Origin of the sequence: Malaciobacter marinus (assembly GCF_003544855.1) — a bacterium.
Lineage (GTDB): Bacteria > Campylobacterota > Campylobacteria > Campylobacterales > Arcobacteraceae > Malaciobacter > Malaciobacter marinus.
This window is the reverse complement of the sequence record NZ_CP032101.1, coordinates 2,617,963-2,642,476: the sequence shown is the minus strand read 5'-3', so window position 1 is coordinate 2,642,476 and position 24,514 is coordinate 2,617,963. Positions and strand designations below refer to the sequence as shown.

General features: G+C 28.2%; 23 protein-coding genes. 13 read left to right on the top strand and 10 right to left on the bottom strand.

The features are described from left to right. Positions 1-60: 60 nt before the first annotated feature. From AMRN_RS12820 to AMRN_RS12785, 8 genes are all read left to right on the top strand, one after another. Positions 61-828 (top strand): fumarate reductase cytochrome b subunit, encoded by a 768-nt coding sequence (locus AMRN_RS12820; RefSeq protein ID WP_099310116.1) that lies wholly within the window; start codon positions 61-63, stop codon positions 826-828. A gap of 10 nt (positions 829-838) precedes the next feature. After that, positions 839-2,821, top strand: a complete 1,983-nt coding sequence (locus AMRN_RS12815) for a fumarate reductase flavoprotein subunit (protein WP_099310115.1) — start codon at positions 839-841, stop codon at positions 2,819-2,821. Beyond that, positions 2,821-3,540, top strand: coding sequence for a fumarate reductase iron-sulfur subunit (locus AMRN_RS12810; RefSeq protein WP_099310114.1), 720 nt, complete (start codon positions 2,821-2,823; stop codon positions 3,538-3,540). Before AMRN_RS12815 ends, AMRN_RS12810 begins: the two co-directional genes overlap by 1 nt. Positions 3,541-4,021: 481 nt before the next feature. Next, positions 4,022-5,419 carry an aspartate ammonia-lyase gene (aspA, locus tag AMRN_RS12805; RefSeq protein WP_099310113.1) on the top strand — a complete coding sequence of 466 codons (1,398 nt, stop codon included), beginning with the start codon at positions 4,022-4,024 and terminating at the stop codon, positions 5,417-5,419. A 37-nt stretch (positions 5,420-5,456) separates the two neighbouring features. Continuing rightward, the gene (locus AMRN_RS12800) at positions 5,457-6,758 is read left to right on the top strand and encodes an anaerobic C4-dicarboxylate transporter (protein ID WP_099310112.1); all 1,302 of its coding nucleotides are present in this window, start codon (positions 5,457-5,459) and stop codon (positions 6,756-6,758) included. Between the two features lie 112 nt (positions 6,759-6,870). Beyond that, complete coding sequence (locus AMRN_RS12795) at positions 6,871-7,920, top strand: type II asparaginase (RefSeq protein ID WP_099310111.1); 1,050 nt, start codon at positions 6,871-6,873, stop codon at positions 7,918-7,920. Positions 7,921-8,006: 86 nt separating this feature from the next. Beyond that, entirely contained in the window at positions 8,007-10,247 is a 2,241-nt protein-coding gene (locus AMRN_RS14305) for a sensor histidine kinase (protein WP_228199129.1), read from the top strand. After that, on the top strand, positions 10,222-10,893 hold the full coding sequence (locus AMRN_RS12785) for a response regulator transcription factor (protein ID WP_079578311.1): 672 nt from the start codon (positions 10,222-10,224) through the stop codon (positions 10,891-10,893). Before AMRN_RS14305 ends, AMRN_RS12785 begins: the two co-directional genes overlap by 26 nt. Before the next feature lie 38 nt (positions 10,894-10,931). On the opposite strand, the gene AMRN_RS12780 is transcribed toward AMRN_RS12785, so the two are convergent. Both AMRN_RS12780 and AMRN_RS12775 read right to left on the bottom strand, forming a co-directional pair. Further along, positions 10,932-13,256 carry a methyl-accepting chemotaxis protein gene (locus tag AMRN_RS12780; protein WP_099311249.1) on the bottom strand — a complete coding sequence of 775 codons (2,325 nt, stop codon included), beginning with the start codon at positions 13,254-13,256 and terminating at the stop codon, positions 10,932-10,934. A gap of 130 nt (positions 13,257-13,386) precedes the next feature. After that, positions 13,387-13,992 (bottom strand): helix-turn-helix transcriptional regulator, encoded by a 606-nt coding sequence (locus tag AMRN_RS12775; RefSeq protein ID WP_099311250.1) that lies wholly within the window; start codon positions 13,990-13,992, stop codon positions 13,387-13,389. 110 nt (positions 13,993-14,102) lie between these two features. Between AMRN_RS12775 and AMRN_RS12770 the strand changes: the two genes are divergently transcribed. The 5 genes from AMRN_RS12770 (at position 14,103) to rarD (ending at position 17,653) form a co-directional block, all read left to right on the top strand. Further along, positions 14,103-14,456: a CidA/LrgA family protein gene (locus AMRN_RS12770; RefSeq protein ID WP_099311251.1), complete on the top strand. Its 354-nt coding sequence runs from the start codon at positions 14,103-14,105 to the stop codon at positions 14,454-14,456. Beyond that, the gene (locus AMRN_RS12765) at positions 14,446-15,159 is read left to right on the top strand and encodes an LrgB family protein (RefSeq protein WP_099311252.1); all 714 of its coding nucleotides are present in this window, start codon (positions 14,446-14,448) and stop codon (positions 15,157-15,159) included. The genes AMRN_RS12770 and AMRN_RS12765 overlap by 11 nt, the downstream gene beginning before the upstream one ends. 108 nt (positions 15,160-15,267) lie before the next feature. Further along, a complete protein-coding gene (locus AMRN_RS12760) occupies positions 15,268-16,332 on the top strand; it encodes a CNNM domain-containing protein (protein ID WP_099311253.1) in 1,065 nt (354 codons plus the stop codon). Continuing rightward, a complete protein-coding gene (locus tag AMRN_RS12755; RefSeq protein ID WP_099311254.1) occupies positions 16,329-16,676 on the top strand; it encodes a gamma-glutamylcyclotransferase family protein in 348 nt (115 codons plus the stop codon). Before AMRN_RS12760 ends, AMRN_RS12755 begins: the two co-directional genes overlap by 4 nt. 101 nt (positions 16,677-16,777) lie before the next feature. Beyond that, a complete protein-coding gene (gene rarD, locus AMRN_RS12750) occupies positions 16,778-17,653 on the top strand; it encodes an EamA family transporter RarD (RefSeq protein WP_099311255.1) in 876 nt (291 codons plus the stop codon). A 10-nt stretch (positions 17,654-17,663) separates the two neighbouring features. On the opposite strand, the gene AMRN_RS12745 is transcribed toward rarD, so the two are convergent. The 8 genes from AMRN_RS12745 to AMRN_RS12710 all read right to left on the bottom strand — a co-directional run bounded on the left by AMRN_RS12745 (position 17,664) and on the right by AMRN_RS12710 (position 24,480). Then, a complete protein-coding gene (locus AMRN_RS12745) occupies positions 17,664-18,503 on the bottom strand; it encodes a universal stress protein (RefSeq protein WP_099311256.1) in 840 nt (279 codons plus the stop codon). Position 18,504: 1 nt separating this feature from the next. Next, positions 18,505-20,001, bottom strand: a complete 1,497-nt coding sequence (locus AMRN_RS12740) for a SulP family inorganic anion transporter (protein ID WP_099311257.1) — start codon at positions 19,999-20,001, stop codon at positions 18,505-18,507. Between the two features lie 168 nt (positions 20,002-20,169). Continuing rightward, positions 20,170-21,120 carry a magnesium/cobalt transporter CorA gene (gene corA / locus AMRN_RS12735; RefSeq protein ID WP_099311258.1) on the bottom strand — a complete coding sequence of 317 codons (951 nt, stop codon included), beginning with the start codon at positions 21,118-21,120 and terminating at the stop codon, positions 20,170-20,172. Between the two features lie 75 nt (positions 21,121-21,195). Further along, positions 21,196-21,435: a thioredoxin family protein gene (locus tag AMRN_RS12730; protein ID WP_099311259.1), complete on the bottom strand. Its 240-nt coding sequence runs from the start codon at positions 21,433-21,435 to the stop codon at positions 21,196-21,198. 38 nt (positions 21,436-21,473) lie between these two features. Then, positions 21,474-22,427, bottom strand: a complete 954-nt coding sequence (locus AMRN_RS12725; RefSeq protein WP_099311260.1) for a permease — start codon at positions 22,425-22,427, stop codon at positions 21,474-21,476. Positions 22,428-22,487: 60 nt separating this feature from the next. Then, the gene (locus AMRN_RS12720) at positions 22,488-22,889 is read right to left on the bottom strand and encodes an arsenate reductase ArsC (protein ID WP_099311261.1); all 402 of its coding nucleotides are present in this window, start codon (positions 22,887-22,889) and stop codon (positions 22,488-22,490) included. Between the two features lie 11 nt (positions 22,890-22,900). Then, positions 22,901-24,154 carry an arsenic transporter gene (locus tag AMRN_RS12715; RefSeq protein WP_099311262.1) on the bottom strand — a complete coding sequence of 418 codons (1,254 nt, stop codon included), beginning with the start codon at positions 24,152-24,154 and terminating at the stop codon, positions 22,901-22,903. Further along, complete coding sequence (locus AMRN_RS12710; protein ID WP_099311263.1) at positions 24,151-24,480, bottom strand: ArsR/SmtB family transcription factor; 330 nt, start codon at positions 24,478-24,480, stop codon at positions 24,151-24,153. Before AMRN_RS12710 ends, AMRN_RS12715 begins: the two co-directional genes overlap by 4 nt. Positions 24,481-24,514: the final 34 nt, after the last annotated feature.

Below are 24,514 nucleotides of genomic sequence, written 5' to 3'. Positions count from 1 at the left end.
TCTTATAAAATTACTTAATTTAAAAAAATAAGTACTTTATAAGGTTACTTGGAGGTAATTATGGAAAAGGTAATTGAAGCATATACAGGTGTAACTACTCAAGGTAAAAAGAGTAGAACTCCTGCAAAAATGGATGTGTGGTTGACTGCTACTGGTGTAGTTTTAGCACTTTTTATGATGGGGCATATGTTGTTTGTATCAACAATACTTCTTGGAAAAGATGTAATGCACGCAGTAACAAAGGCTTTCGAGTTAGATTTTATATTTGAAGGTGGAATTCCTGCTGTTGTAAGTTTTTTTGTATTAGCTATAACAATTGTATTTATAATACATGCAATTTTAGGGTTAAGAAAATTTCCTACTAGTTATAAAACATATATCAAAATAAAAGAACATGCAAAAATGATGAAACACAATGATACATCAATGTGGATGTTTCAATGGGTAAGTGGATTAATCATGATGTTTGCAGCAATGATTCACTTATTTATTATGTTTACTCAACCTCAAAATATTGGTCCATTTGGATCAGCATATAGAGTTGTTGAAGATCATATGTGGTTACTTTATGTTGTTTTATTAATCTGTGTTGAGATTCATGGTTCTGTTGGATTATACAGAGCTGCTATGAAATGGGGTTGGTTTGATGGCGAAAACCCAAAAGCAACAAGAGCTAAAATGTTAAAAGTTAAAAAATTATTAAGTGTTGTATTTTTAACTTTAGGAGTTGTAACTTTACTTGCATATATTAAAATTGGATTAGAAAATGATATTGCACCAGGACAAAAGTATCAACCAACAAATAGTTCAAAAATTATAAACAATTAAAGGTTAGATTATGAAGATTAAATATTGTGATGCATTAGTAGTTGGTGGAGGTTTAGCAGGTCTTAGGGCTGCTGTTGCTGCTGCTGATAAGGGATTAAGTACGACAGTATTAAGTTTAGTTCCTGTAAAAAGATCTCATAGTGCTGCTGCACAAGGTGGTATGCAAGCTAGTTTAGGTAATGCAAAAATGAGTGAAGGTGATAATGAAGATGTTCACTTTTCTGATACTGTAAAAGGTAGTGACTGGGGATGTGATCAAGAAGTTGCAAGAATGTTTGTAACAACTGCACCAAAAGCAATTAGAGAATTAGCATCTTGGGGTGTGCCTTGGACAAGAATTAGAAAAGGTAACCATGAAGCAGTTATTAATACTAAAAAAACAAACATTTTTGAAGATGATAATAAACATGGTTTAATTAACTCAAGAGACTTTGGTGGAACAAAAAAATGGAGAACATGTTATACAGCTGATGCAACTGGGCATACAATGCTTTTTGCTGTTGCAAATGAAGCTTTAAAAAATGATGTTAATATTGAAGATAGAAAAGAAGCAATTGGACTTATTCATAAAAATAATAGATGTTATGGAGCAATTGTTAGAGATTTAATTACAGGTGATGTTGTAGCATATGTTTCAAAAGGAACATTAATAGCAACAGGTGGATATGGTAGAGTTTATGAAATTACTACTAATGCAGTAATCTGTGAAGGGATTGGTACTGCTATTGCACTAGAAACTGGAGTTGCAAAACTTGGAAATATGGAAGCTGTACAATTTCACCCAACACCATTATTCCCATCAGGTATTTTATTAACTGAAGGTTGTAGAGGTGATGGAGGTGTTCTAAGAGATGTTGATGGACACAGATTTATGCCAGATTATGAACCTGAGAAAAAAGATCTTGCAAGTAGAGATGTTGTTTCTAGAAGAATGATGGAACACATTAGAAAAGGAAAAGGTGTTGATTCACCTTATGGAAAACACTTATGGTTAGATATCTCTATTTTAGGAAGAGATCATATTGAAAGAAACCTAAGAGATGTACAAGAAATTTGTGAATATTTTGCAGGAATTGATCCAGCTGATGAGGGACAAAAAGGTTGGGCACCAGTTCATCCAATGCAACACTACTCAATGGGTGGTATTAGAACAAAACCAACAGGAGAATCTCCTACATTAAAAGGTCTTTTTAGTGCAGGTGAAGCAGCATGTTGGGATATGCATGGATTTAATAGACTTGGAGGAAACTCTGTATCTGAAACTGTTGTTGCAGGTATGATTGTAGGTAACTACTTTGCAGATTTTTGTAAAGATAATGAGATAGATATTGATACAAAAACTATTGAAGATGCAGTTGCTAAAAAAGAGAACTATATTAAACAATTAGTATCTTTAAATGGAACAGAAAATATTTTTAAAATTAAAAATAGAATGAAGAAAATAATGCAAGATTATGTTGGTATTTTTAGAGATGGAAATGGTTTAGAAAAAGCAGTTAAAGAGTTAGAAGAGCTTTATATTAAATCAAGAAATATCTCTGTTGAAAATAAACAACTAACTGCAAACCCTGAGTTAGAAGAAGCATATAGAGTTCCAATGATGCTTAAAGTTGCACTTTGTGTAGCAAAAGGTGCACTTGATAGAACTGAAAGTAGAGGGGCACATACAAGAGAAGATTATCCAAAAAGAGATGATGCAAATTGGTTAAAAAGAACTCTAACTTCATGGGAAGAGGGTAATACAATGCCAACTGTTGAATATGAAGAGTTAGATATTATGAAAATGGAAATACCTCCTGGATTTAGAGGGTATGGTGCTAAGGGTATGATTATAGAAAATGAATTATCAGCAGTAAGACAAGCACAAGTTGATGAGTTAACTGACAAATTAGAATCTGATGGTAAAGATAGATATCAAATTCAAGATGCTCTTATGCCTTTTCCTTTACAAGAAGAGTATAAAAGAAAAAATAAAAGATTAGGAGTTAAGTAATGGCACGGCAATTAACAATTAGGGTATTAAGATATGACCCACAAAGTGGAGATAGTAAACCATATTTCAAAGATTATAAGATTGAAGAAACAGATAGTATGACTATTTATTTAGCTTTAACATATATAAGAGAAAATATGGATGCAGGTTTGAGTTTTGATTTTGTTTGTCGTGCTGGTATTTGTGGTAGTTGTGCCATGATGATCAATGGAAGACCAAAATTAGGGTGTAGATCATTAACAAAAGATTTTGAAGATGTAATTACTCTTTTACCTCTTCCTACATTTAAACTAATCAAAGATTTATCTGTAAATACAGGTGAGTGGATGGATGGTATGAGTAAAAGAGTAGAATCTTGGATTCATACATCAAAAGAGTTTGATATCTCTAATCTTGAAGAGAGAATTGAACCAGATGTTGCAGATGAAGTATTTGAACTTGATAGATGTATTGAGTGCGGATGTTGTGTTGCAGGTTGTGGAACAAAACTTATTAAAGAAGATTTTGTTGGTGCAGTTGGTCTTAATAGAGTTGCAAGATTTGAATGTGACCCTCATGATGAAAGAACAATTGATGATTATTATGAATTAGTTGGTGATGATAATGGAATATTTGGATGTATGACTCTTCTTGGTTGTGAGGATACTTGTCCAAAACATCTTCCTTTACAAAATAAAATAGCATATATGAGAAGAAAGCTAGCTACTATAAAAGAGTAGAAGACAACCAGCATAGAAAAGCTTATCCCATCAAGCTTTTCTATTTTAATAATTTTGGATGTATAGCTCCTGGCTGTGAGTTTGCTTATCCAATAGTAACCTTGATATTTTTACGGGAAATGATAGGTTTATTAGTAAAATGACTATTTTTATAAAATAGTCGCCATCCTGAACTTATAAAAACTAATGTTTAATTAACGTAGTAGTAATATTAACTAGTATAACGCTCTAATAATACTAGACCTTAAATAATAATGCTCATTCATTTACTATAAAAAAGCACAAAACAGCCCAGACTCTCATTTTTTATCCTTATATTTAAAAAAAGTAAAAAAAAAGTAAATAAAATGAATGCTTATTCATAAAAAATCACTTTTAGTTCATTTTGGACTTATAGAATTACATTAAGTAAAAAATTAAAGCCTATTTTAAAGTATATGATGACAGACTTTAATTTTCAAATTAATTTAAAGGACATATTATGAGTAAAAGAATGGAGCACGATTTAATCGGTGAACGAGAAATAGATAATGAGTTTTATTATGGAGTACAAACAGCAAGAGCTCAAGATAACTTTCATATTACAGGTGTAACATTATCTCAATTCCCTACATTTATTATTTCACTTGCACAAGTGAAAAAAGCTTGCGCATTAGCAAACTATAATTTAAAACTATTAGAAGAGAACAAAAAAAATGCAATATGTGAAGCTTGCGATGAGATTATAAATGGTTCTTTACATGAACACTTTGTTGTTGATGTTATTCAAGGTGGAGCGGGAACTTCTACTAATATGAATGCAAATGAAGTAATTGCAAATAGAGCTTTAGAAATTTTAGGACATGAAAAAGGTGAATATGATTTCTTACATCCAAATAATGATGTAAATAAATCACAATCAACAAATGATGCTTATCCAACAGCTTTTAGAATTGCACTTTTTGAAAAACTATATGAACTAGTAGATTCAATGAAAGTTTTAAGAAAATCTTGCATGAAAAAAGCAGATGAATTTAAAGATGTTATTAAAATGGGAAGAACACAACTTCAAGATGCTGTTCCTATGACATTAGGACAAGAGTTTCATACATATGTAACTATGATTGATGAAGATATTGAAAGATTAATTGGAGCACAACAACTTGTAAGAGAGATGAATTTAGGTGCAACTGCAATTGGTACTGGTATTAACTCTCACCCAGAATATGCACATGAAGTAGAACAAAGATTACAAGAAGTAACTGGAAGACCATTTGTAACAGCAAAAGATTTAGTTGAAGCAACACAAGATACAGGTGCTTATGTACAAATCTCTGGAGTATTAAAAAGAGTTGCTATTAAAATTTCTAAAATTTGTAACGATTTAAGACTTTTAAGTAGTGGACCAAGAACTGGAATTAATGAGATTAACCTTCCTGCAATGCAACCTGGTTCATCAATTATGCCAGGTAAAGTAAATCCAGTTATCCCTGAAGTTGTAAATCAAGTTGCATTCCAAGTAATTGGAGCAGATGTTACTATTACAATGGCAAGTGAGGGTGGACAACTACAACTTAATGTATTTGAACCTGTAATCGCATATAACTTATTTAATTCAATTAATATGATGAAAAATGCATTTGAAACATTATCAGAAAAATGTGTTGATGGAATTACTGCAAATGAAGAGCATTGCAAAAATTTAGTTCTAAATAGTATTGGTTTAGTAACTGCACTTAATCCTTATATTGGATATGAAAATTCAACAAATGTTGCAAAAGAAGCTTTAGAATCTGGAAGATCAGTTTATGATATTGTATTAGAAAAACAACTTTTAACGCAAAGTGAACTTGAAGAGATTATTAGACCAGAAAATATGATTAAACCAAGAATTAAATAATTATTTACAGTATCAAATAACTCACAAGGAGGACGTTATGTTATTTTTAGAAATATTAGTAGTGTTAGGCGCTATTTATATGGGGGCTAGAATAGGTGGAATTGGAATTGGGTATGCAGGTGGACTTGGAGTATTAATCCTTTGTCTTTTCTTTGGTTTAGAACCAGGTAGTATACCAATCGATGTTATTTTAATTATCATGTCAGTTATTGCAGCAATTGCAGCAATGCAAATTGCAGGTGGGTTAGATTATATGGTAAAAATTGCAGAGGATATTTTGAGAAAAAATCCTAAGCATATTACTTATTTAGCGCCAGCAGTTACTTATTTTATGACATTACTTGCAGGTACAGGACATACAGCATATTCAACGCTTCCTGTAATTGCAGAAGTTGCAAAAGAACAAGGTATCAGACCATCAAGACCTTTAGGTATTGCAGTTGTGGCATCACAAATTGCGATTACTGCTTCTCCAATTTCAGCAGCAGTAGTATTTTTTAGTGGAATTATTGAGCCTTTAGGAGTTGGATATATTGAGTTATTAGCGATTGTTATTCCTACAACATTTGCAGCTTGTATGATTACAGCTTTTGTAAGTAACTTTTTAGGAAAAGACTTAAAAGACGATCCTGTTTATCAAGATAGAATGAAAAAAGGTTTAGTTAAATTAAGAGGTGAAACAAAAGTAGAGATTAAAAAAGGTGCAAAACTATCAGTTGGTATCTTTATTCTTACAATTATCTCTGTTGTAACTTATGCTACTTTAATTAGTAATAAAGTTGGAATTATTCAAGATCCATCACTTCCAAGAAATGCCGCTATTATGGTATTTATGTTAACTTGTGCTGCTATTATTACAATGGCTTGTAAAGTTGATTCTGGAAAAGTTATTACTGCATCAACATTCCAATCAGGTATGAGTGCTTGTATTTGTGTACTTGGTGTTGCTTGGTTAGGGACTACATTTGTAGGAGCTCATATTGATGAGATTAAAGGTTTTGCAGGTAATTTATTAAATAATTATCCTTGGATGTTAGCAATTACTTTATTCTTCGCAAGTATGCTTTTATATTCTCAAGGTGCAACAACAAAAGCATTAATGCCAGCAGCATTAGCTTTAGGTGTTGATCCTGTTACTGCAATTGCATCATTTGCAGCAGTTAGTGCATTATTTGTATTACCAACTTATCCAACGCTACTTGCAGCTGTTGAGATGGATGACACAGGTTCAACTAGAATTGGTAATTTAGTATTCAACCACCCATTTATGATACCAGGAGTTGTAGCTATTGCTCTTAGTGTTATATTTGGATTTATCTTCGCTGGAATAATTATCTAAGCAAAATATCTTCAATGCATACAAGATCGGTTCTTGTATGCATTTTTTTTAAGTATCATGTTAACTTTTTAAAGTTTATTATCCAATTACAATCAAATAAAAGGAGATTGTCATGAAGAAATTATTAAAATCAGTTGCGTTATTTGCCTTTGTAGGTACATCAGTACTTTTAGCTAAACCAAATATTACTATCTTAGCTACAGGTGGAACTATTGCAGGAGCAGGTGAGTCTTCTACAAAAAGTTCATATTCAGCAGGTGCAGTTACAGTTGATAAGTTAATCTCAGCTGTTCCTTCAATTAAAGAATTAGCAAATATAAAAGGTGAGCAAATATCAAATATTGGTTCACAAGAGATGAATGATAAAGTGTGGATTAAACTTGCAAAAAGAGTTAACACATTACTTAAAAAAGATGATGTTGATGGTGTTGTAATTACTCATGGTACAGATACTATGGAAGCAACATCTTATTTTCTTGATTTAACTGTAAAAAGTAAAAAACCAATCGTTTTTGTTGGAGCTATGAGATCAGGTTCATCTATGAGTGCTGATGGTCCAATGAATATTTTCAATGCTGTTAATGTAGCAATCGATAAACAAACAGCTGGTAAAGGTGTTGTTGTTGTAATGAATGATGAAATTCATAGTGCAAGAGAAGTTACAAAAGTTAATACATCAAGAGTAAATGCTTTTGCTTCACCAAATACTGGAAAAATTGGTACTGTTTATTATGGAAATGTTCATTATTATATGAATCCAACTAGAAAACATACATATAATTCAGAATTTAATATTGAAAAAATCAATTCTTTACCAAGAGTTGAGATTTTATATGCACACTCTAATGATAGTGATATTTTTGTAAATGCAGCAGTAAAAGCAGGTGCAAAAGGTATTATTCATGCAGGTATGGGTAATGGTAACTTATATCCAAGTACTCAAGAAGCTTTAGGTAAAGCTGTAAAAAAAGGTATTGTTGTTGCAAGAACTTCAAGAGTAGGTAGTGGTAGAACAAACTTACATGGTGAAGTAAATGATGAAAAATATGGTTTTATTGCAACAGATAATTTAAATGCACAAAAAGCAAGAATTTTATTAATGCTTGGACTTACTAAAACAAATGATAAAAAAGAATTACAAAAAACTTTTTTTGAATATTAAGATAAACAAAGAGATTTTTCTCTTTGTTTACTGTCATGATAATATTTTAATGTTATAATTTAAAATATTAAAAAAAAGGCTTAATATTGAGAAAATCTATATTTATACTACTAAGTACTTTTCTACTACTAAATACTTTAACTACTACATTATTTGCAAAAGAGATTAAAAATGTTTTGATAATAAATTCTTATCACAAAGGCTTTGAATGGAGTGATAGAGTAATTATGGGTATGGAAGACTTTTTTTATACTACAAATATTGATGCAAATGTTTTGTATATGGATTCAAAAAGAATCGCCTCAGAAAATTACTTTGACAAACTAACAGAACTTTACGATCTTCAATTAAAAAAACACAAATATGACTTAGTTGTTGCAGTTGATAAATTTGCATATGCTTTTATCTTGCAAAATATTAAAGAATTAGATATTACTCAACCTATATATTTTATAGGATTAGAACAATACTCAAAAAAAGAAATAAAAGATTATAATCTTGAAAAACAAGTTAGTGGAATGCTTGAAAAAAGAGAGATTAAAACAAACATAAAAATTATAAAAAGAGTATACCCTTCTTTAAAAAAATTATATATCTTAAACGATCAAAGTGCAAATGGTGATGATTCAAATAAATTCATTAAAGAAGCCATAAAAGAAATAAAAGGTAAGTTTGAAATTGAATATATTAGAAAAATCGAGTTTGATGCTTTAATAAATAAATTTTCAAAATATAAAGAGAATGAAGCACTATTTTTTGTAAGATTTTACAATGATAGTACTGGAAAATTATATCCAAATTATGAAATTGCTTCATTTATAAAAAATGCAAAGATTCCAGTATTTATCACTGATGATTTGTTTATAAAAAAAGGTGCAATTGGAGGTAAACTAGTTGATATAAAACAACTAGGAAGAAACTCTGCAAAAGAGATAAAAAAGATTATGGAAAATAAAAATAATATTGTAAGTATTAAAACTGATGATAGTTATAACTATATTTTTGATTATGAAAAAGTAAAAGAGTTTAATATAAATCCAAATTTGCTAAATGAAAAAATCAAATATGTAAATGAACCTTTGTCTTTTTTTGAAAAAAATCGGCTTTTTATTGATTTTGTTTTTATAATCTCTCCTTTTTTAGTTTTTCTAATCTTAGGCTTAATTCATAACTTATACTTAAGAATAAAAAGTTCAAAAAAGTTAAAACAAAGAATGCAATTTGATAAGGTTTTATTAGACTCAATAAAAAGTCCTATTGTATGGGAAGATGATAAGGGATTTATTGTTGATTCAAATGCAAAATTTGACGAACTTTTAGAAATGAGTACAAATATAATTGAAGGAAAACAATTAAAAGATTTTATAGAAAATAGAAATGTTAAAAAACTTTTAAATTTATTAAAAACATTTGTAGATAAAAACTGTTTTGAAAGTAATGCAATAGTTTTAAAATCAAAAGATAATAAAGAACATATTTATATGATTGATCAAACAGATTATACAGAAGATATTTATAGAACAAGTGGTACAGTAGTTGTATTTACTGATGTTACAAAAGAAAAACTTGCATTAAGAGAGAAAATAAAGAATCAAGAGTTTATGATACAACAATCAAAGTTAGCAGAGATAGGAGAGATATTTTCATCAATTGCGCACCAATGGAAGACACCACTTTTAGAGATAACAACAATAGCACAAGAACAAATATATTCAACAGATAAAAAGATAATAGATGAAGAGAATAATGCATTTGTAAATGATATCATGGTACAAGTTAGATATATGGGTGAAACAATAAGTGATTTTCAAAACTTTATAATGCCCTCAACAAGAAAAGTCACATTTAATATATCAGAAGCAGTTACAAAGATGTTAGAAATAATAAATCATAATATAAAATATAATTATATAAAGACAAATGTACAAGTACAAGAAGATGCAAATTTAAATATTTTAGGTTATAAAAATGAACTTATGCAAATACTGTTAAATATAGTAAATAATGCAAAAGATTCAATAGTAAAAAGAAGAAAAGAGAAAAGAATAAAAGAAGGAATAATAAATATAGATATAAAAAATATCCAAAATGATGTATTAATTCAAATAGAAGATAATGGCGGAGGAATACCAAAAGAACATATTAATAATATATTTAAACCTTACTATACAACAAAGGAGAATGGACATGGTATAGGGCTATATATGGCAAAACTTATAATTGAAGATAAAATGGATGGCACAATTGAAGTTGAAAATACTAATAATGGAGCTATGTTTAGTATTAAGTTAGGAGCAAATTATGAAAATACTACTATTAGAAGATAATGAAAGGCTTGCTACATTAGTAGCCAATGCCTTAAAAAGTGAAAATTATATTGTTGATATATTTACAGATGGGGAGGAAGCACTTGATAATTGTACAAATGGTTATCAATGCTTAATTTTGGATATAAATGTTCCATCACTTGATGGAATTTCTGTTTTGGAATCTTTTAGATTATATAATTTAACAGTTCCTGTTATAATTATTAGTTCAAACTATGAACTTGATAAGATTCAAACTTCTTATGAGATGGGATGTGATGATTATTTAAAGAAGCCTTTTTTTATGTATGAATTAATTCATAAAATTAAAAAACTTTGCCATAATGAAGCAAAACTATTAAAATTTAAAGATAATGCAGTATTTGATTATATAAAACACTCTTTAGTAAGAGATGATGAAGATATAAAATTAGCAAAAAAAGAGATTTTATTTTTAGAACTTTTAGGAAAAGATATAAATAGAGTATTTAGTTTTGATGAAATTGAAGAGTATGTATGGGAAGGGGAACCAACTACTTTAACAAATATTAGAGCCTTAGTTAAAAGATTAAGAAAAAAAATCCCAGAAGGATCTATAAAAATAGTAAAAGGATTAGGTTATTCTTTAGATCCAAATGAAGTTAAAATAGTACAAAAGTTAGATTAAAGTTTATTTCCTAGCACTTTTATAGTGCTAGGAAATTATTATTTCTCAATAAATCTTTTTTCTTCAACATCTTCTAAAATTGTTGTTGCAATTTTTTCTGTTTCTATAGCTATATCATTTGTTTGACTTGCTACACTTGCATTTTTTTGTGTTTGTTGGTCTAGTTGTGTTACTGCATCATTTATTTGAGTGATTCCTGATTCTTGTTCTTTACTAGCTGTTGTTATCTCATTAATCATTTCTGTTGATTTTCTGATATTTTCCAATAAATTATCATAACCTTTAATCATTTCTGAGCTTATGCTTTTACCTTCATTTGCTTTACTTGTCGCATTTTCTACTATTCTTTTTATTTCATTTGCAGCTTCTGCACTTCTACTTGCAAGGTTTCTTACTTCTGCTGCTACAACTGCAAAACCTTTTCCAGCTTCACCTGCTGTTGCTGCTTCTACTGCTGCGTTTAAACTTAAGATATTTGTTTGAAATGCTATTTGATCAATTACTGTTATTGCTTCTGCAACTGCTTGTGTTTGTTCATTCATCTCATCCATGGCAGTTGTAGTATCATTTGCCAAATTTTGTCCTGTTTTTGCAGAAGTTGATAACTCTTTTGCGTAATTACTCATTTTTGCTACATTTTCTGAGTTATTTATTATTGTACTTGTTATCTCTTCTAGTGCTGCTGCTGTTTCTTCTAAGTTTGAAGCAGATTCATTTGAAGAAGTACTTAAAATAGTTACTGTTTCTAGAAGACTTTTAGAGTTTTCTCTTAAGTTTATACCATTAGTTTTATTTTTAACTAACATTTCATTTATAGTATCAGCTAAAGAGTTAAGAGCAATAGCAACTTCACCTTTTGGATTTGAAATTCTATGTGTAAAGTTCATCTGTTTAAACTCTACTAAGGATTTATCTATTTCTATAAAGTTATTGTTTATTTTTGAAGAGATAGAATCAAGCATTTCATTTAGGTTTTGTTTTAAGTCCTCTAAACTTTTATTCTCTGTTTTTATAGTAACTCTATTTTCTAAATTCCCTGCATTTACTTCTGAAACAATATGTTTTACATTGTCGATTAATTTATAATCTTGGTCTAATAACTTATTTGTTTTTTCGATATTTTCATTTACAATAGTTGCCATTTGTCCTATTTCATCTTTTGTAATAATATCGATTCTTTCAGTATTGTCTTTTTCTTTATTTATATATTTGAAAAAATCCAATAAGCCATTTTGAAACTTATTTAAAGGTTTATTAATTTGATTATTTATAAAGAAAATAACAAATAGGGCTATAAGTACTGAAATAATAAAGGCAATTAAAACAATCCCAAAAACAATAGATAAAATTTTATCTGATGCTTCTTCTTCCATTGTTTTAATATGACCTTCAATTTTATCTGTATATACTCCTGTTCCTATCATCCATTGCCATGGATCAAAACCTGTGGCATAGCCTAATTTTTCTGACTCTTCATTACTTCCTGGTTTTGGGAAATCATATCTTACAATTGACCCACCTTCTTTAGCTGCATTTACTAACTCTTTTATAAAATAAATACCTTTTTTACTTTTTAGATTTATTATATTTTTACCTACTAACTCAGGTTTTGCTGGATGCATTAAGTTAGTACCTTCATAATCATAAATAAAGAAATATCCATTTTCACCAAACTTTAATTCAGATATTTCTTCTAAAGCTTTTTTCTTTAATGATTCAGATATATCATCTATATATGCACCTGTACCTATTATCCAATTAAAAGGTTTGAACATTCTTACATAAGATACTTTTTGTCTTGGTGGTTTATTAGGAACTGTTTGTTCATATGAAACTAGACCTTCGCCATTTTCAATTGCTAATTTAATAAAGTTTAGAATATGAGGTTTTGGATATCTTTTCCCCTCTTTTGTAGGATTTATTGGATGCTTTAAAACTATTGCATTTTCATTATAGACGAAAAAATAATCTTGATTTACTCCATATCTAGCTCCTGCAATAGCATCTAATAAAATTTTCTTTAATTCTTTATCTGGGACTTTACCACTTAATTCACTATAAAGCTTTTCTAAAATCTTAAATAAAAAATCTGTTTGTTTATCAAGGTTATTTTTTATATTTTCTTTTATTTTTTCAACATCAGATTGTTTATAATAGTTCTCAAGAATATTTTTTGCAAAGTTTGTATAAGAAGCTAAAGTTTCCTCTTCTACATTATAAGCAGTTTTCCTATAGTCTGCTATATTCTCTTTTGTTAAACTATTTAAAGAATGAATAGATTTTATTGCAATCATTGTTGCTACTGAAATTATAGTAAAAACTATAATTAGTATAAGCTTAGTTCTAATTGTCATGTTTTTCATGTTAAGTCCTTTTTGGCTTTATGCTTATAATTATACATTTTTTTTGCATAAATTCATAATTATACAGCTAGATTAGGACATTTTTAAGACTTTTATAGATGAGCTATTTTTTATTGATAGGAATAGTGAATTATTTCTCTTTTAACCATTTATAAATAGTGGCTCTTGATATATTTAATATATCGCATAAATATGATATTACATTTCTAATTGAAAAAATACCTTCACTATTTAAATACAAAATCAACTCTTTTTTTTCTTTTATTTTTAAATTTTTTAAATTTTTATTGTTAGTTTTTAAATAGTTATTTATTATTGTATTTGTGTGACTTTTCCAATCTTGTGTAAATAATAGATTTGGTTTTTCTTCACTGTTTTCTATATTTAAAAAATTCTTTAGTGAATGAAATATATTTTCAAATGTATTAATGTCAAAATTTATACACATTATTCCAATTACTTCATTATCTTCATCTCTTATTATAGAAGAAACTGTTTTTAATTTTTTACCATCTAAATTTACTTTTTCATAAGGACCTACAATATCTGATTTTAAAGATTTTATATCTTTTACATCATTTAGCATCTTATCGCCTACTTCTCTTTTTGAAAAGGCATTGCTAATATGAACTAGTTTCTCTTCATTTGTATCATGTAATACAACTTCAACATTTGGATAAAATAGTTTTGCAATTGCATCACAAGTTGTTTTATGTGTTTGTAGTTTTTTATTCATAAATGCATAATACTATAAAAGATACTTAAAATACAAAAAGTCTATATTATATTTATAAATTGACAAAATGTATATAAAAAAGTATAATTTTATTTTTTAAAGGATGGTAAATGTTAAAAGGAATAATTGTTTTACTTCTATTTCAATTTTTAGGTGAGTGCATAACTAAGTTATTTTCACTCCTTATTCCAGGCCCAGTAATAGGAATGATACTTTTACTTTTATTTTTAATGATAAGAAAAAGTAGTTTTAAAAGTTTAGATAATGCAGTATTTATTCATTTAAAATATCTTCCAATGCTTTTTATTCCAGCAGCAATGGGAATAATAACTCAAGCAGATATTTTGCAAAAAGAGTTTTGGGCAATATTGATTTCACTTGTTTTAGGAACAATTATAGCATTAGCTTTTAGTGCAAAACTTATGGATTATTTGACAGAAAAAAGAGCAAAAAATGAACTTTGATGCAGTAATACAATATATTCATACAACACCACTAACATGGCTTATTTTGACACTGGCTTCTTTTAAAATTGGAATTATTGTTTATGAAAAATTTAATAAAAATACTTTACTTCAACCAATAATAATAGCCTATGCTATTATTATGAGTGTGATTTTATTAACTAATACTTCTTATAAAGAGTATTTTGAAGGTGTTAAAATTATTCACTTTTTCTTAGGACCTGCTACTGTTGCTTTGGCTCTTCCTTTGTTTAATAATTTAAAGTATATTAAGTCTTTGTTTATTCCAATAATTGCCACACTTATTATTGCAGGAGTATTTTCTATTGCAATTGCAGTTGGATTACTTTGGGTTTTAGATGCAAAACTTGCAACAATTTTATCAATGACAACAAAATCAATAACAGCTCCAATTGCAATTATTACTTCTGAACAAATAGGAGCAATTCCTTCTTTAGCTGTTGGCTTTGTTATTATTACAGGAATTATTGGTGCACTATTAGGGACAATTATTTTTAAAGTCCTTAAAATTGAAAATGAAACTTCAAAAGGTTTTGCTCTTGGTTTAATTTCACATGGAATAGGAACAGCAAGAGCAATAGAAATAGGACAAAAAGCAGCTGCATTTTCTGCTCTTGCTATGGGTCTTAGTGGCATATTTACAGCAATTTTTTTGCCAATTGTTATTTCTTTTTTCAAATAAAGATAAAAGTAATTAATTTTTTACTCTATATATAGTATGCTTTGATATTAGATTTTACATAGGAAAAAAAATGTATCAAACCCGTAAGCGTACAAATAAAGGGCTAAGATGACCCTTCTTATTGTATATTTACTAATAGCAATATTAGTATCATTTTTATGTTCTGTTTTAGAAGCAGTTTTACTTTCAAGTACGAGTAGTTATATAGAATCTTTATCAAAAAAAGATGATTCAAAAGCAATAAAAATTTTAAAAAAATTAAAATCAGATATTGATAAACCAATCTCTTCAATTCTGATTTTAAATACATTTGCCCATACAATGGGTGCAGCAGGTGTTGGAGCTCAAGCACAAAATCTTTTTGGAGATGAATGGCAAACATTAATAGCTTTTGTTTTAACTTTAATGATTTTATATTTTTCTGAAATTATTCCCAAAACAATAGGGGCTATTTATTGGAAAAAACTATTAATTCCATCAGCTTATATAATCTCTTTTTTGATTAAAGTGTCTTACCCTTTAGTTTGGATATCAACTTTTATTACAAATTATATTTCAAAAAATAAAGATTGTAGTAACAATATTTCAAGAGATGAAATTATGACAATTATTGCAATGGGAGAAAAAGAAGGATCAATTTTATCAAAAGAGAGTACTCTTATTGCAAACTTATTTAAACTAAAAAATGTAAAAGCCAAAGATGTTATGACACCAAGAAGTGTAGTTTTTGCTTTTGATGAAAATACTACTATTAAAGAAGCTCTTGATAGTGATAAAATTTATATTTATTCTAGAATACCTGTTTATAAAGATACTATTGATGATATTGTAGGAATAGTTTTAAATCAATCAATATTAGAAGAGAGTATTGAAAATAGAGATAACAAAAAAGTAAAAGATATTGCTATGAATGTTTATAAAGTATCTGAAAATATCCCTGTTTCTAATTTGATTGATCTATTTGTAAAGAGAAAAACACATCTTTTTGTTGTAACTGATCAATATGGACAAACAAGCGGTATTGTAACACTTGAAGATGTTATAGAAGCACTTTTAGGAGTAGAAATAGTTGATGAACTAGATGAAGTGGAAGATATGCAAATATTTGCAAAAAATAGAAATAGAATTATTCAAAGCAAAATGATGATTCAAAAAAGGAAAAATAATTCATGAGTGAAACACTTTTTGTATATGGAACCTTAATGCCAAACTGTCCAAATGCACATGTACTAGAAAATATTGTAGGTAAGTTTGTTCCTGCAACAGTTAAAGGAAAACTAATAGATGCAGGTTGGAGTGCAGGAATGGGATATCCTGGAATAAGACTTGAATCAGGAGAAGATACAGTTCATGGTTTTTTGTTTTATTCAAATAATCTTTTAAATCATTGGGATAATTTAGATGAGTTTGAGGGTGCTGAATTTATAAGACAAGAAGTAACTGTTGAAAGATATGATGAATTAGATATTGATACATATATTTATGTATTAAAAGATGAAATTGAAGAAGAGTACTAAATAGAATTTGAAAAAATAGAAAGAATAAACTATATTTTTTAATAAGTTCTTTTTTTCTCACTTTTAGCTATAGTTTCAAAAAATTATAAAAAGATATTATCGTGAGTGAAAAAAAATTAGGATTATTATATGCACTTTGTGCTTTTCTTTTTTGGGGTTTAACTCCAATGTACTACAAGCAAATTACTATGGTTCCTCCATTTGAGATTTTAGCTCATAGGGTTGTTTTTTCTGTTGTAGTGCTTGTATTTTTACTATTTATTAGTAAACAATTTAATACTTTAAAGCCGATTTTTAAAAGTCTTGCAAAGATGAAGTATTTGATTTTTGCATCAATTTTAATATCAATTAATTGGTTTACATTTATATATTCAATTTCTGTAAATAAAATAGTTGAAGCAAGCTTGGGATATTTTATTACACCTTTAGTAACTGTTGCTTTAGGATTTTTGATTTTTCAAGAAAGGGTAAATAAAGCACAAGGTATTGCAATTGTTTTAGCAATAATTGCAGTTGTTTATCAGCTTGCAACACTAGGAACAATTCCTATAATTGCACTGACTTTAGCCTTTTCATTTGGATTTTATGGAATGGTTAGAAAAAAAATTGCAATTTCATCTATTCCTGGGCTTTTTATAGAAACAATAGTTATTTTACCAATAGCTTTGATATACTTAAACTTTTTAGTACAAAATGAGCAAAGTGTATTTAATACTTTAAGCTCTTATGATATGACAATACTATCTTTAAGCGGACTTGTAACAGTAGTTCCTCTTTTATGGTTCAATGCAGCTGCTACTAGAATGAGTTTAACAGCTTTAGGGTTTATTCAGTATATAGGACCAACCGTTGCATTTTTAGTTGCAGTATTTGTTTATGATGAGGTTTTAAATGTAAACAAACTTATTACATTTACACTTATTTGGATAGCTTTATTAATCTTTTCATTTGATGGTTTAAAAAGAAGAAAAGCTTAATCTTTTCTTCTTATCTAAATAAAAGCAAAGGTTTTTTCATCTTTGAAAGAACTTTTGATGTAAAGCTTCCAAAAATGAACTCTTTTACCCTTGAGTGTCCAAATGCACCCATTGCTAAAATATCACAACTATTTTCATTAAAATAGTTTATAAGTAAATCTTCACTTGTTCCATCTAAAGTCTTTGTTTCTACTTCATAATCTTTTTTAGAATAAATCTCTTTTGCTTCTTGTAGAAGTGTTGCTGATTCTATTTTATTGGTATTAAGATTTACTATATCTCTTTTTACATCTTTAAATAGTGGGTTACTTGATGTTTGTTGTAAAAGTTTTTTTGATTCACTTGAACCATTATATGCTACAAGGAGTTTTTTAGGCTCTACATAATCACTATTTACTAAAAGTACAGGTTTATGTATATTTCTAATAATCTCTTTTACATTATCTCCAATTTCATGCTCTTCTTTGCTTTTAATACCTATTACTAAAGCTTCAATTTCATCTTCAAGCTCTAAAATATTATCAATAACCTCTCCATGAATTTGAGATATAATTACTTCATTGTTACAAGTTTGTGAAGCTCTTTGTTTAAGTTCATTTAAAATCTCTTTTCCTGATTTAATTGCAGATTTACTTTGCTCTTCTTCTTCTTTTGCAAGTTCTTGTAATATATCATCTCTTTCTCCAAGAACTATACTTCCAGATAAATCAACTTTACTAGAGTAGTGATTGTGAACAACTATATTTAAAAACTTCAAAGGAAGATTCATATTATTTGAAATCTTAACTGCATAATCACAAGCAGAATAAGAGTAGTTTTTACCATCTACACAACATAATACATAAGCCATCTTAATGCCCTCCCATTACTTTATCAATCTCTTCTGGTCTATCATGTACACCAAATCTATCTATAATAGTTTTACTTGCTTCATTTTGTCCTATTACTACAACTTCTGTTCCCTCACGTCTTAGTTTTATAACTGCTTTATCTAATGCATAAACAGCAGATACATCCCAAAAGTGAGCTCTTGATAAATCTATTACAACTTTATCTAATACTTCTTTAAAATCAAATGTTTCATAGAACTTATCAGCACTATTGAAAAATACTTGTCCCACAAACTCATATGTTTTAATCTCTTTATTTTCATCGTAGCTAGTGTTACAATACATAAAGTGCGAGATTTTATTAGCAAAAAATAGTGAAGCAAGTAGTACACCTGCAACTACACCATGGGCTAAGTTATGAGTATAAACTGTAACTATTACAGTTACAATCATAACAATATTTGTAGATAATGGTAATGTCTTCAAGTTTTTAATTGAACCCCAATCAAATGTTCCAATTGATACCATAATCATAACAGCAACAAGGGCAGCCATTGGTATAATTGATATTATATCACTTAAAAATACAACCATAATAAGAAGTAAAAAACCTGCAATAAATGTTGATAATCTTCCTCTACCACCTGATTTGATGTTAATTACTGATTGTCCAATCATAGCACAACCTGCCATACCACCAAAAAAGCCAGAAACAATATTTGCAATACCTTGTCCCTTACACTCTTTATTTTTATCACTAGTAGTATCTGTTAAATCATCAACTATAGTTGCAGTCATCAAAGATTCAAGTAAACCAACTACAGCTAGTGAAACTGAATAAGGAAAAATTATTTGTAAAGTTTCAAAGTTAAATGGTACATCTGGAATTAAAAATATAGGTAAAGTATCAGGTAGTTTTCCCATATCCTCAACAGTTCTTATGTCAATTCCCATAAAATATACTATTAATGTTAAAATAATAATAGTTACTAAAGGTGAGGGTAAAATAGTTCCAATTTTAGGAATATAAGGAAATAGATAAATAATTGCTAATCCAAGAGCAGTTAATGCATATACATGCCATGTTACATCTATAAGTTCTGGAAGTTGAGCCATAAAAATTAAAATTGCAAGTGCATTTACAAACCCTACAACAACAGCTCTTGGAACAAAACTCATAAATCTTCCAAGCTTAAAATAGCCTGCAATAATTTGAATTAATCCTGTTAATAAAGTCGCAACAAGTAAATATTGAAGACCGTAATCTTTTACTAAGTCAACCATAAGTAAAGCCATAGCACCAGTTGCTGCACTAATCATACCAGGACGTCCACCAACAAAAGATATTACAACTGCAATACAAAATGAAGCATAAAGTCCTACTTTTGGATCAACACCTGCAATAATTGAAAATGCAATTGCTTCTGGAATAAGTGCAAGTGCAACAACAATACCAGCTAAGGAATCATTCTTTATGTTTCCAAACCATTCTTCTTTTTTAAAGTACCTTTTTACCATCTAGTTCCTTATTTTTGTTTTATTAAATTGATGTTTAAATAGACTAATTTGTAATGCAATAAATATTATTATGGATTTTTATTAAAATATTTTAAAATTGAGTGTTCTTAAAGTAGCCTTAAGATTTTTCGCAATTATATCTAAAAAAACTTTTATATAGGTTAGATTTTACATCCAACCTTTCTTTTTGAAAATATACAAAGGCGTTATAACTGATAGAGCCATTAATCCAAGGGAAAATAAATATCCATATTCCCATTTTAATTCAGGCATAAGTGCAAAGTTCATACCATATATACTTGCTATTAGTGTAGGAGGAAGAAAGACAACATTTACTATTGTAAAAATTTTTACAACTTTTGTTTGCTCAATACTTAAAACGCCAACGAAAACATTTTGTAAGTATTCTAATCTTTCAAAATTAAATTGAGTATAATCAACAAGTGAGCGAATATCTTTAAGCATAATAGAGATATCTTCTTTTATATCTTGTTTGCAAAGATGAGATTTTAGTAGTGAAGCTAAAATTCTTTGTTTATCTTTTAAGTTTTCTATTATTAGCATATTTAGTTCTTCAAGTTTTGATATCTTTCCTAAAATATCTTCATCTTTATTTTTATAATCTGTTAATACAAGTCTTCTTAGTTTTGTAATCTCTTTTGAAAGATCTTCTACAATATCAGCAACAGAATCAATTCTTATATCAAGTATGGCATTTAAAATATCATCACCACTTTTAAAAATCTTAAATCCAGATGAGGCTATTTTCCTAGAAATATCATCAAAAGTTTTTAATTGTGTATATCTAATTGAGATTAGAAGTTCATTTTTTAAAATAAATGAAACAGTTTCATTTTTTGCATAATCTTCTTTAAAGAGTAAAAAGAAACTATTTATTTCTATGCTTTCATTTTCTTCCCAATACCTTGAACTTATTTCAATTTCTTGACTCTCTTGTTTTGTTGGAAATTTTATATCAAAATTATTTTCTACTAATTTTAATACATCTAAAGCTGGAGAAACCATATCAATCCAATAAACATCTTTTAAGTTTTCTAAATCTGATAAGGCTTCAATCCCTAATGGCTGTCTTTTGTCTTTAATATAAAATTTTATCATAAGTAAAGCCTTTTGAACTATTTATTTTAGTAATTCTACAATGAATATAGTTATACTTACTTAAGAATATAAATTTTAAGAAGAACTATTCATTAAAGATATAACTTCTTGTTCATTTAAAAGTTTACCATTTGATTTTACTTTTCCATCAATTACAAGTGCTGGTGTACTCATAACATTGAAACTCATAATTTCTACAAGATCTTCAACTTTTTCAACTTCATGAAAACCACCAACTTTTGAAACTGCTTTTTTTACAGTTTCTTCTAAAGCTTTGCATTTAGGACAACCTGTTCCAAGTATTTGTAATTTCATTTTTTATCCTTTTTTGATTTATAATTTTTAATAAAGTTTTATAAAATCGCGTTAAATAAGTACCCAGTTAAAAGTATGGCACTTCCTACAATACCAAAAAATATTGATATTAACTTTATACTTAAAACCCTTTTTAAAATCATAGCTTCTGGAAGACTTAAAGCAACAACAGCCATCATAAAAGATAAGGCAGTTCCTAGAAGCATTCCTTTTTGTGTTAATACTTCTACAAGGGGTAAAATCCCAGCTGCATTACTATACATAGGAATTCCCATAATTACACCAACTATTGGAGCATACCAAGCATTTCCACCTGCATATTTTGTTATAAAATCAGCTGGAATATAGCCATGTATAAATGCACCAATACCAACACCTATAATTACATATAAATATATTTTTCTAAATATATCATCAGTATTTATCCATGCTTCTTTAAGTTTATAAGAAAAAGGTTCTTTCTCTTCTTGATATTGTGCATCAATAGGCTTTACTTCAATTAAAACCTCTTTGTCTAAATTCATACTTCCAATAATTAATCCAGCTACAATAGCAATAAGTACTCCAATACCAACATAAAGTAAAGCAATTTTCCAACCAAATAGTGAAAACAGTAAAGCAATAACAACAGCATCACTAAGTGGAGCTGAGATTAAATATGAAAAAGTAACTCCTAAAGGTATTCTAGCTTGTAAAAAACCTAAAAATAAAGGAATTGCACTACAAGAACAAAAAGGGGTGATAACTCCAAAAATTGCAGCTAAAAAATGACCAACAATCTTGTTTTTACCACTAATATACTCTCTTGCTTTTTCAATAGGAAAATAACTTCTTAAAAGTGTAACAATATAAATAATAGTAATTAAAAGTATAAAAATTTTTATAGTGTCATAAATAAAAAAATGTAAAGCTTCACCTAAATGGCTACCTCTTTCAAGATTTAAAGTGTCAAATACAAATATTGCACTTAAATTTACGAGCCAATCAAACATAAAATCTCCTAATGTAAAGTTTATTTATCAAGATGTATTGATAAATTAAAATAATAGTTTTTATAAAAGTGCATGTTTTACTTTAGGAAGTAATATTTCTTCTATTTCTATATATGTTTTTTTAAATGCTTCAAAATCTTTTCCATCTGGATCTTCAAATCCCACATGAATAACTTTAGTCTTTTTGGGAAACATAGGGCAAGTTTCATTTGCATTATCACACACAGTTACTATTAAATCGTATTCATTATCTATTACTGTATCAATTGTTTTTGAATGATATTTCTCTTGCCAAATTCCTTTATCTTCAAGAATTTTTTTAGCATTAGCGTTTACTTTTCCACTAGCTTTTACTCCACTAGAATCAGCACTTATACCATCACATTTTGCATTTATTAAAGCCTCTGCTATGATACTTCTACAAGAGTTTCCTGTGCATAAAATTAAAACTTTTTTTTCCATTTTTTACCCTTTTAAATTAATGTAAGTAGTACTATTAATAGTACTGGTGGTGTTATTATCATCCCAAATTTACTATATTGGGCAAAAGAGATATTTACACCTTTTTTTGCTAAGACATGAAGCCATAATAGCGTGGCTAAACTACCAAATGGAGTCATTTTTGGTCCTAAGTTACATCCTACTATATTTGCGTAAATCATAGCTTGATTTCCAATATCTTCTAAAGCTATATCCATAATCATAATTGTTGGCATATTATTCATAATAGCACTTAAAAATGCTGCAATAAAACCTGTACTTATAACTGCAATTGCATCACCTCTTAAGCTTAAATCTTTTAAAACTATTGTCAAATAATCAGTTAATCCTGCATTTTTAAGTCCATAAACAACTATATAAAGTCCAATACTAAACCATACAACTTGCCATGGTGCATCTTTTATAATAGTTTTTGGATTTACTGTTTTTGCTATACTTGCAATTATTAAGAAGATTATACCTCCACCTAAAGCAAATAAACTAACAGGCAATCCATAAATATCTCCAATAAAATAACCTACAAGTAAAACTGCTAAAAATAGCCATGAAAAATAGAATAGTTTCATATCTTTAATAGCAGTTTTTGGCTCTTTTAAAAGTGATATATCAACACTTTTTGGAATATCTTTTCTTAAAATTAGCCATAAGAAAAATATTGATGCTATTACACTTATAATATAAGGAATAAACATATCAAAGAAATATTGAGCAAATCCTATATTAAAGTAATTAGCAGTAACTATATTTGTAAGATTTGAGAATACAAAAGGTAAAGATGCACTATCACTTATAAATCCACCAGCAAGTAAAAATGCAATAATAGTTTTTAAATTTAGTTTTAATATTCTCATTTTTGCAAGTAAAATAGGAGTTAGTATAAGTGCTGCTCCATCATTTGCAAAAAGTGCTGAAACAAAAGCACCCAATAAGATAGAGTAAACAAACATTTTCAAACCATTTCCATTTGAAAATCTTGCCATTTTAAGTGCAGCCCACTCAAAAAAACCAATTTCGTCAAGTACTAAAGAAAGAATAATAATACCTATAAATGCTAAAGTTGCATCCCATACTATACTTGTAACAATTTGTACATCACTAAAACTTACAACACCTGCTATTAAAGCAATTATTGCTCCAATTACTGCTGTTGTTCCTATTTGTAAACCTTTTGGTTGCCAAATAACAAAAATAAGAGTTAGTAGAAAAATCCCACTTGCTAATATCATATAGTTGCTCCATCTTTTTCATTTGAGCAACTTTTTTTAAGTATAGGTATATTTAACTCAAGATAACTAATCTCTTTTAAAATAGATTGTCTAAATTCATCCATTGGAGTTCTTATATCATAATAAGCCCATCTTCCTTTTCTTTCAACACTTAAAAAACCAGCTTCTTTTAATATTTTTAAGTGTCTTGAAACTCTTGATTGAATCATATCAAAAGAGTTTTCTATATCACAAACACAAACTTGTTTATTAATGTCAATAAAGTTTAAAATTCGTAATCTTGTCTCATCATTTACTGCGCTTATTGTTTTTAAAAAAGTTTCCATTATTTAGACTCCTTGCAAAATTATAACATATTAA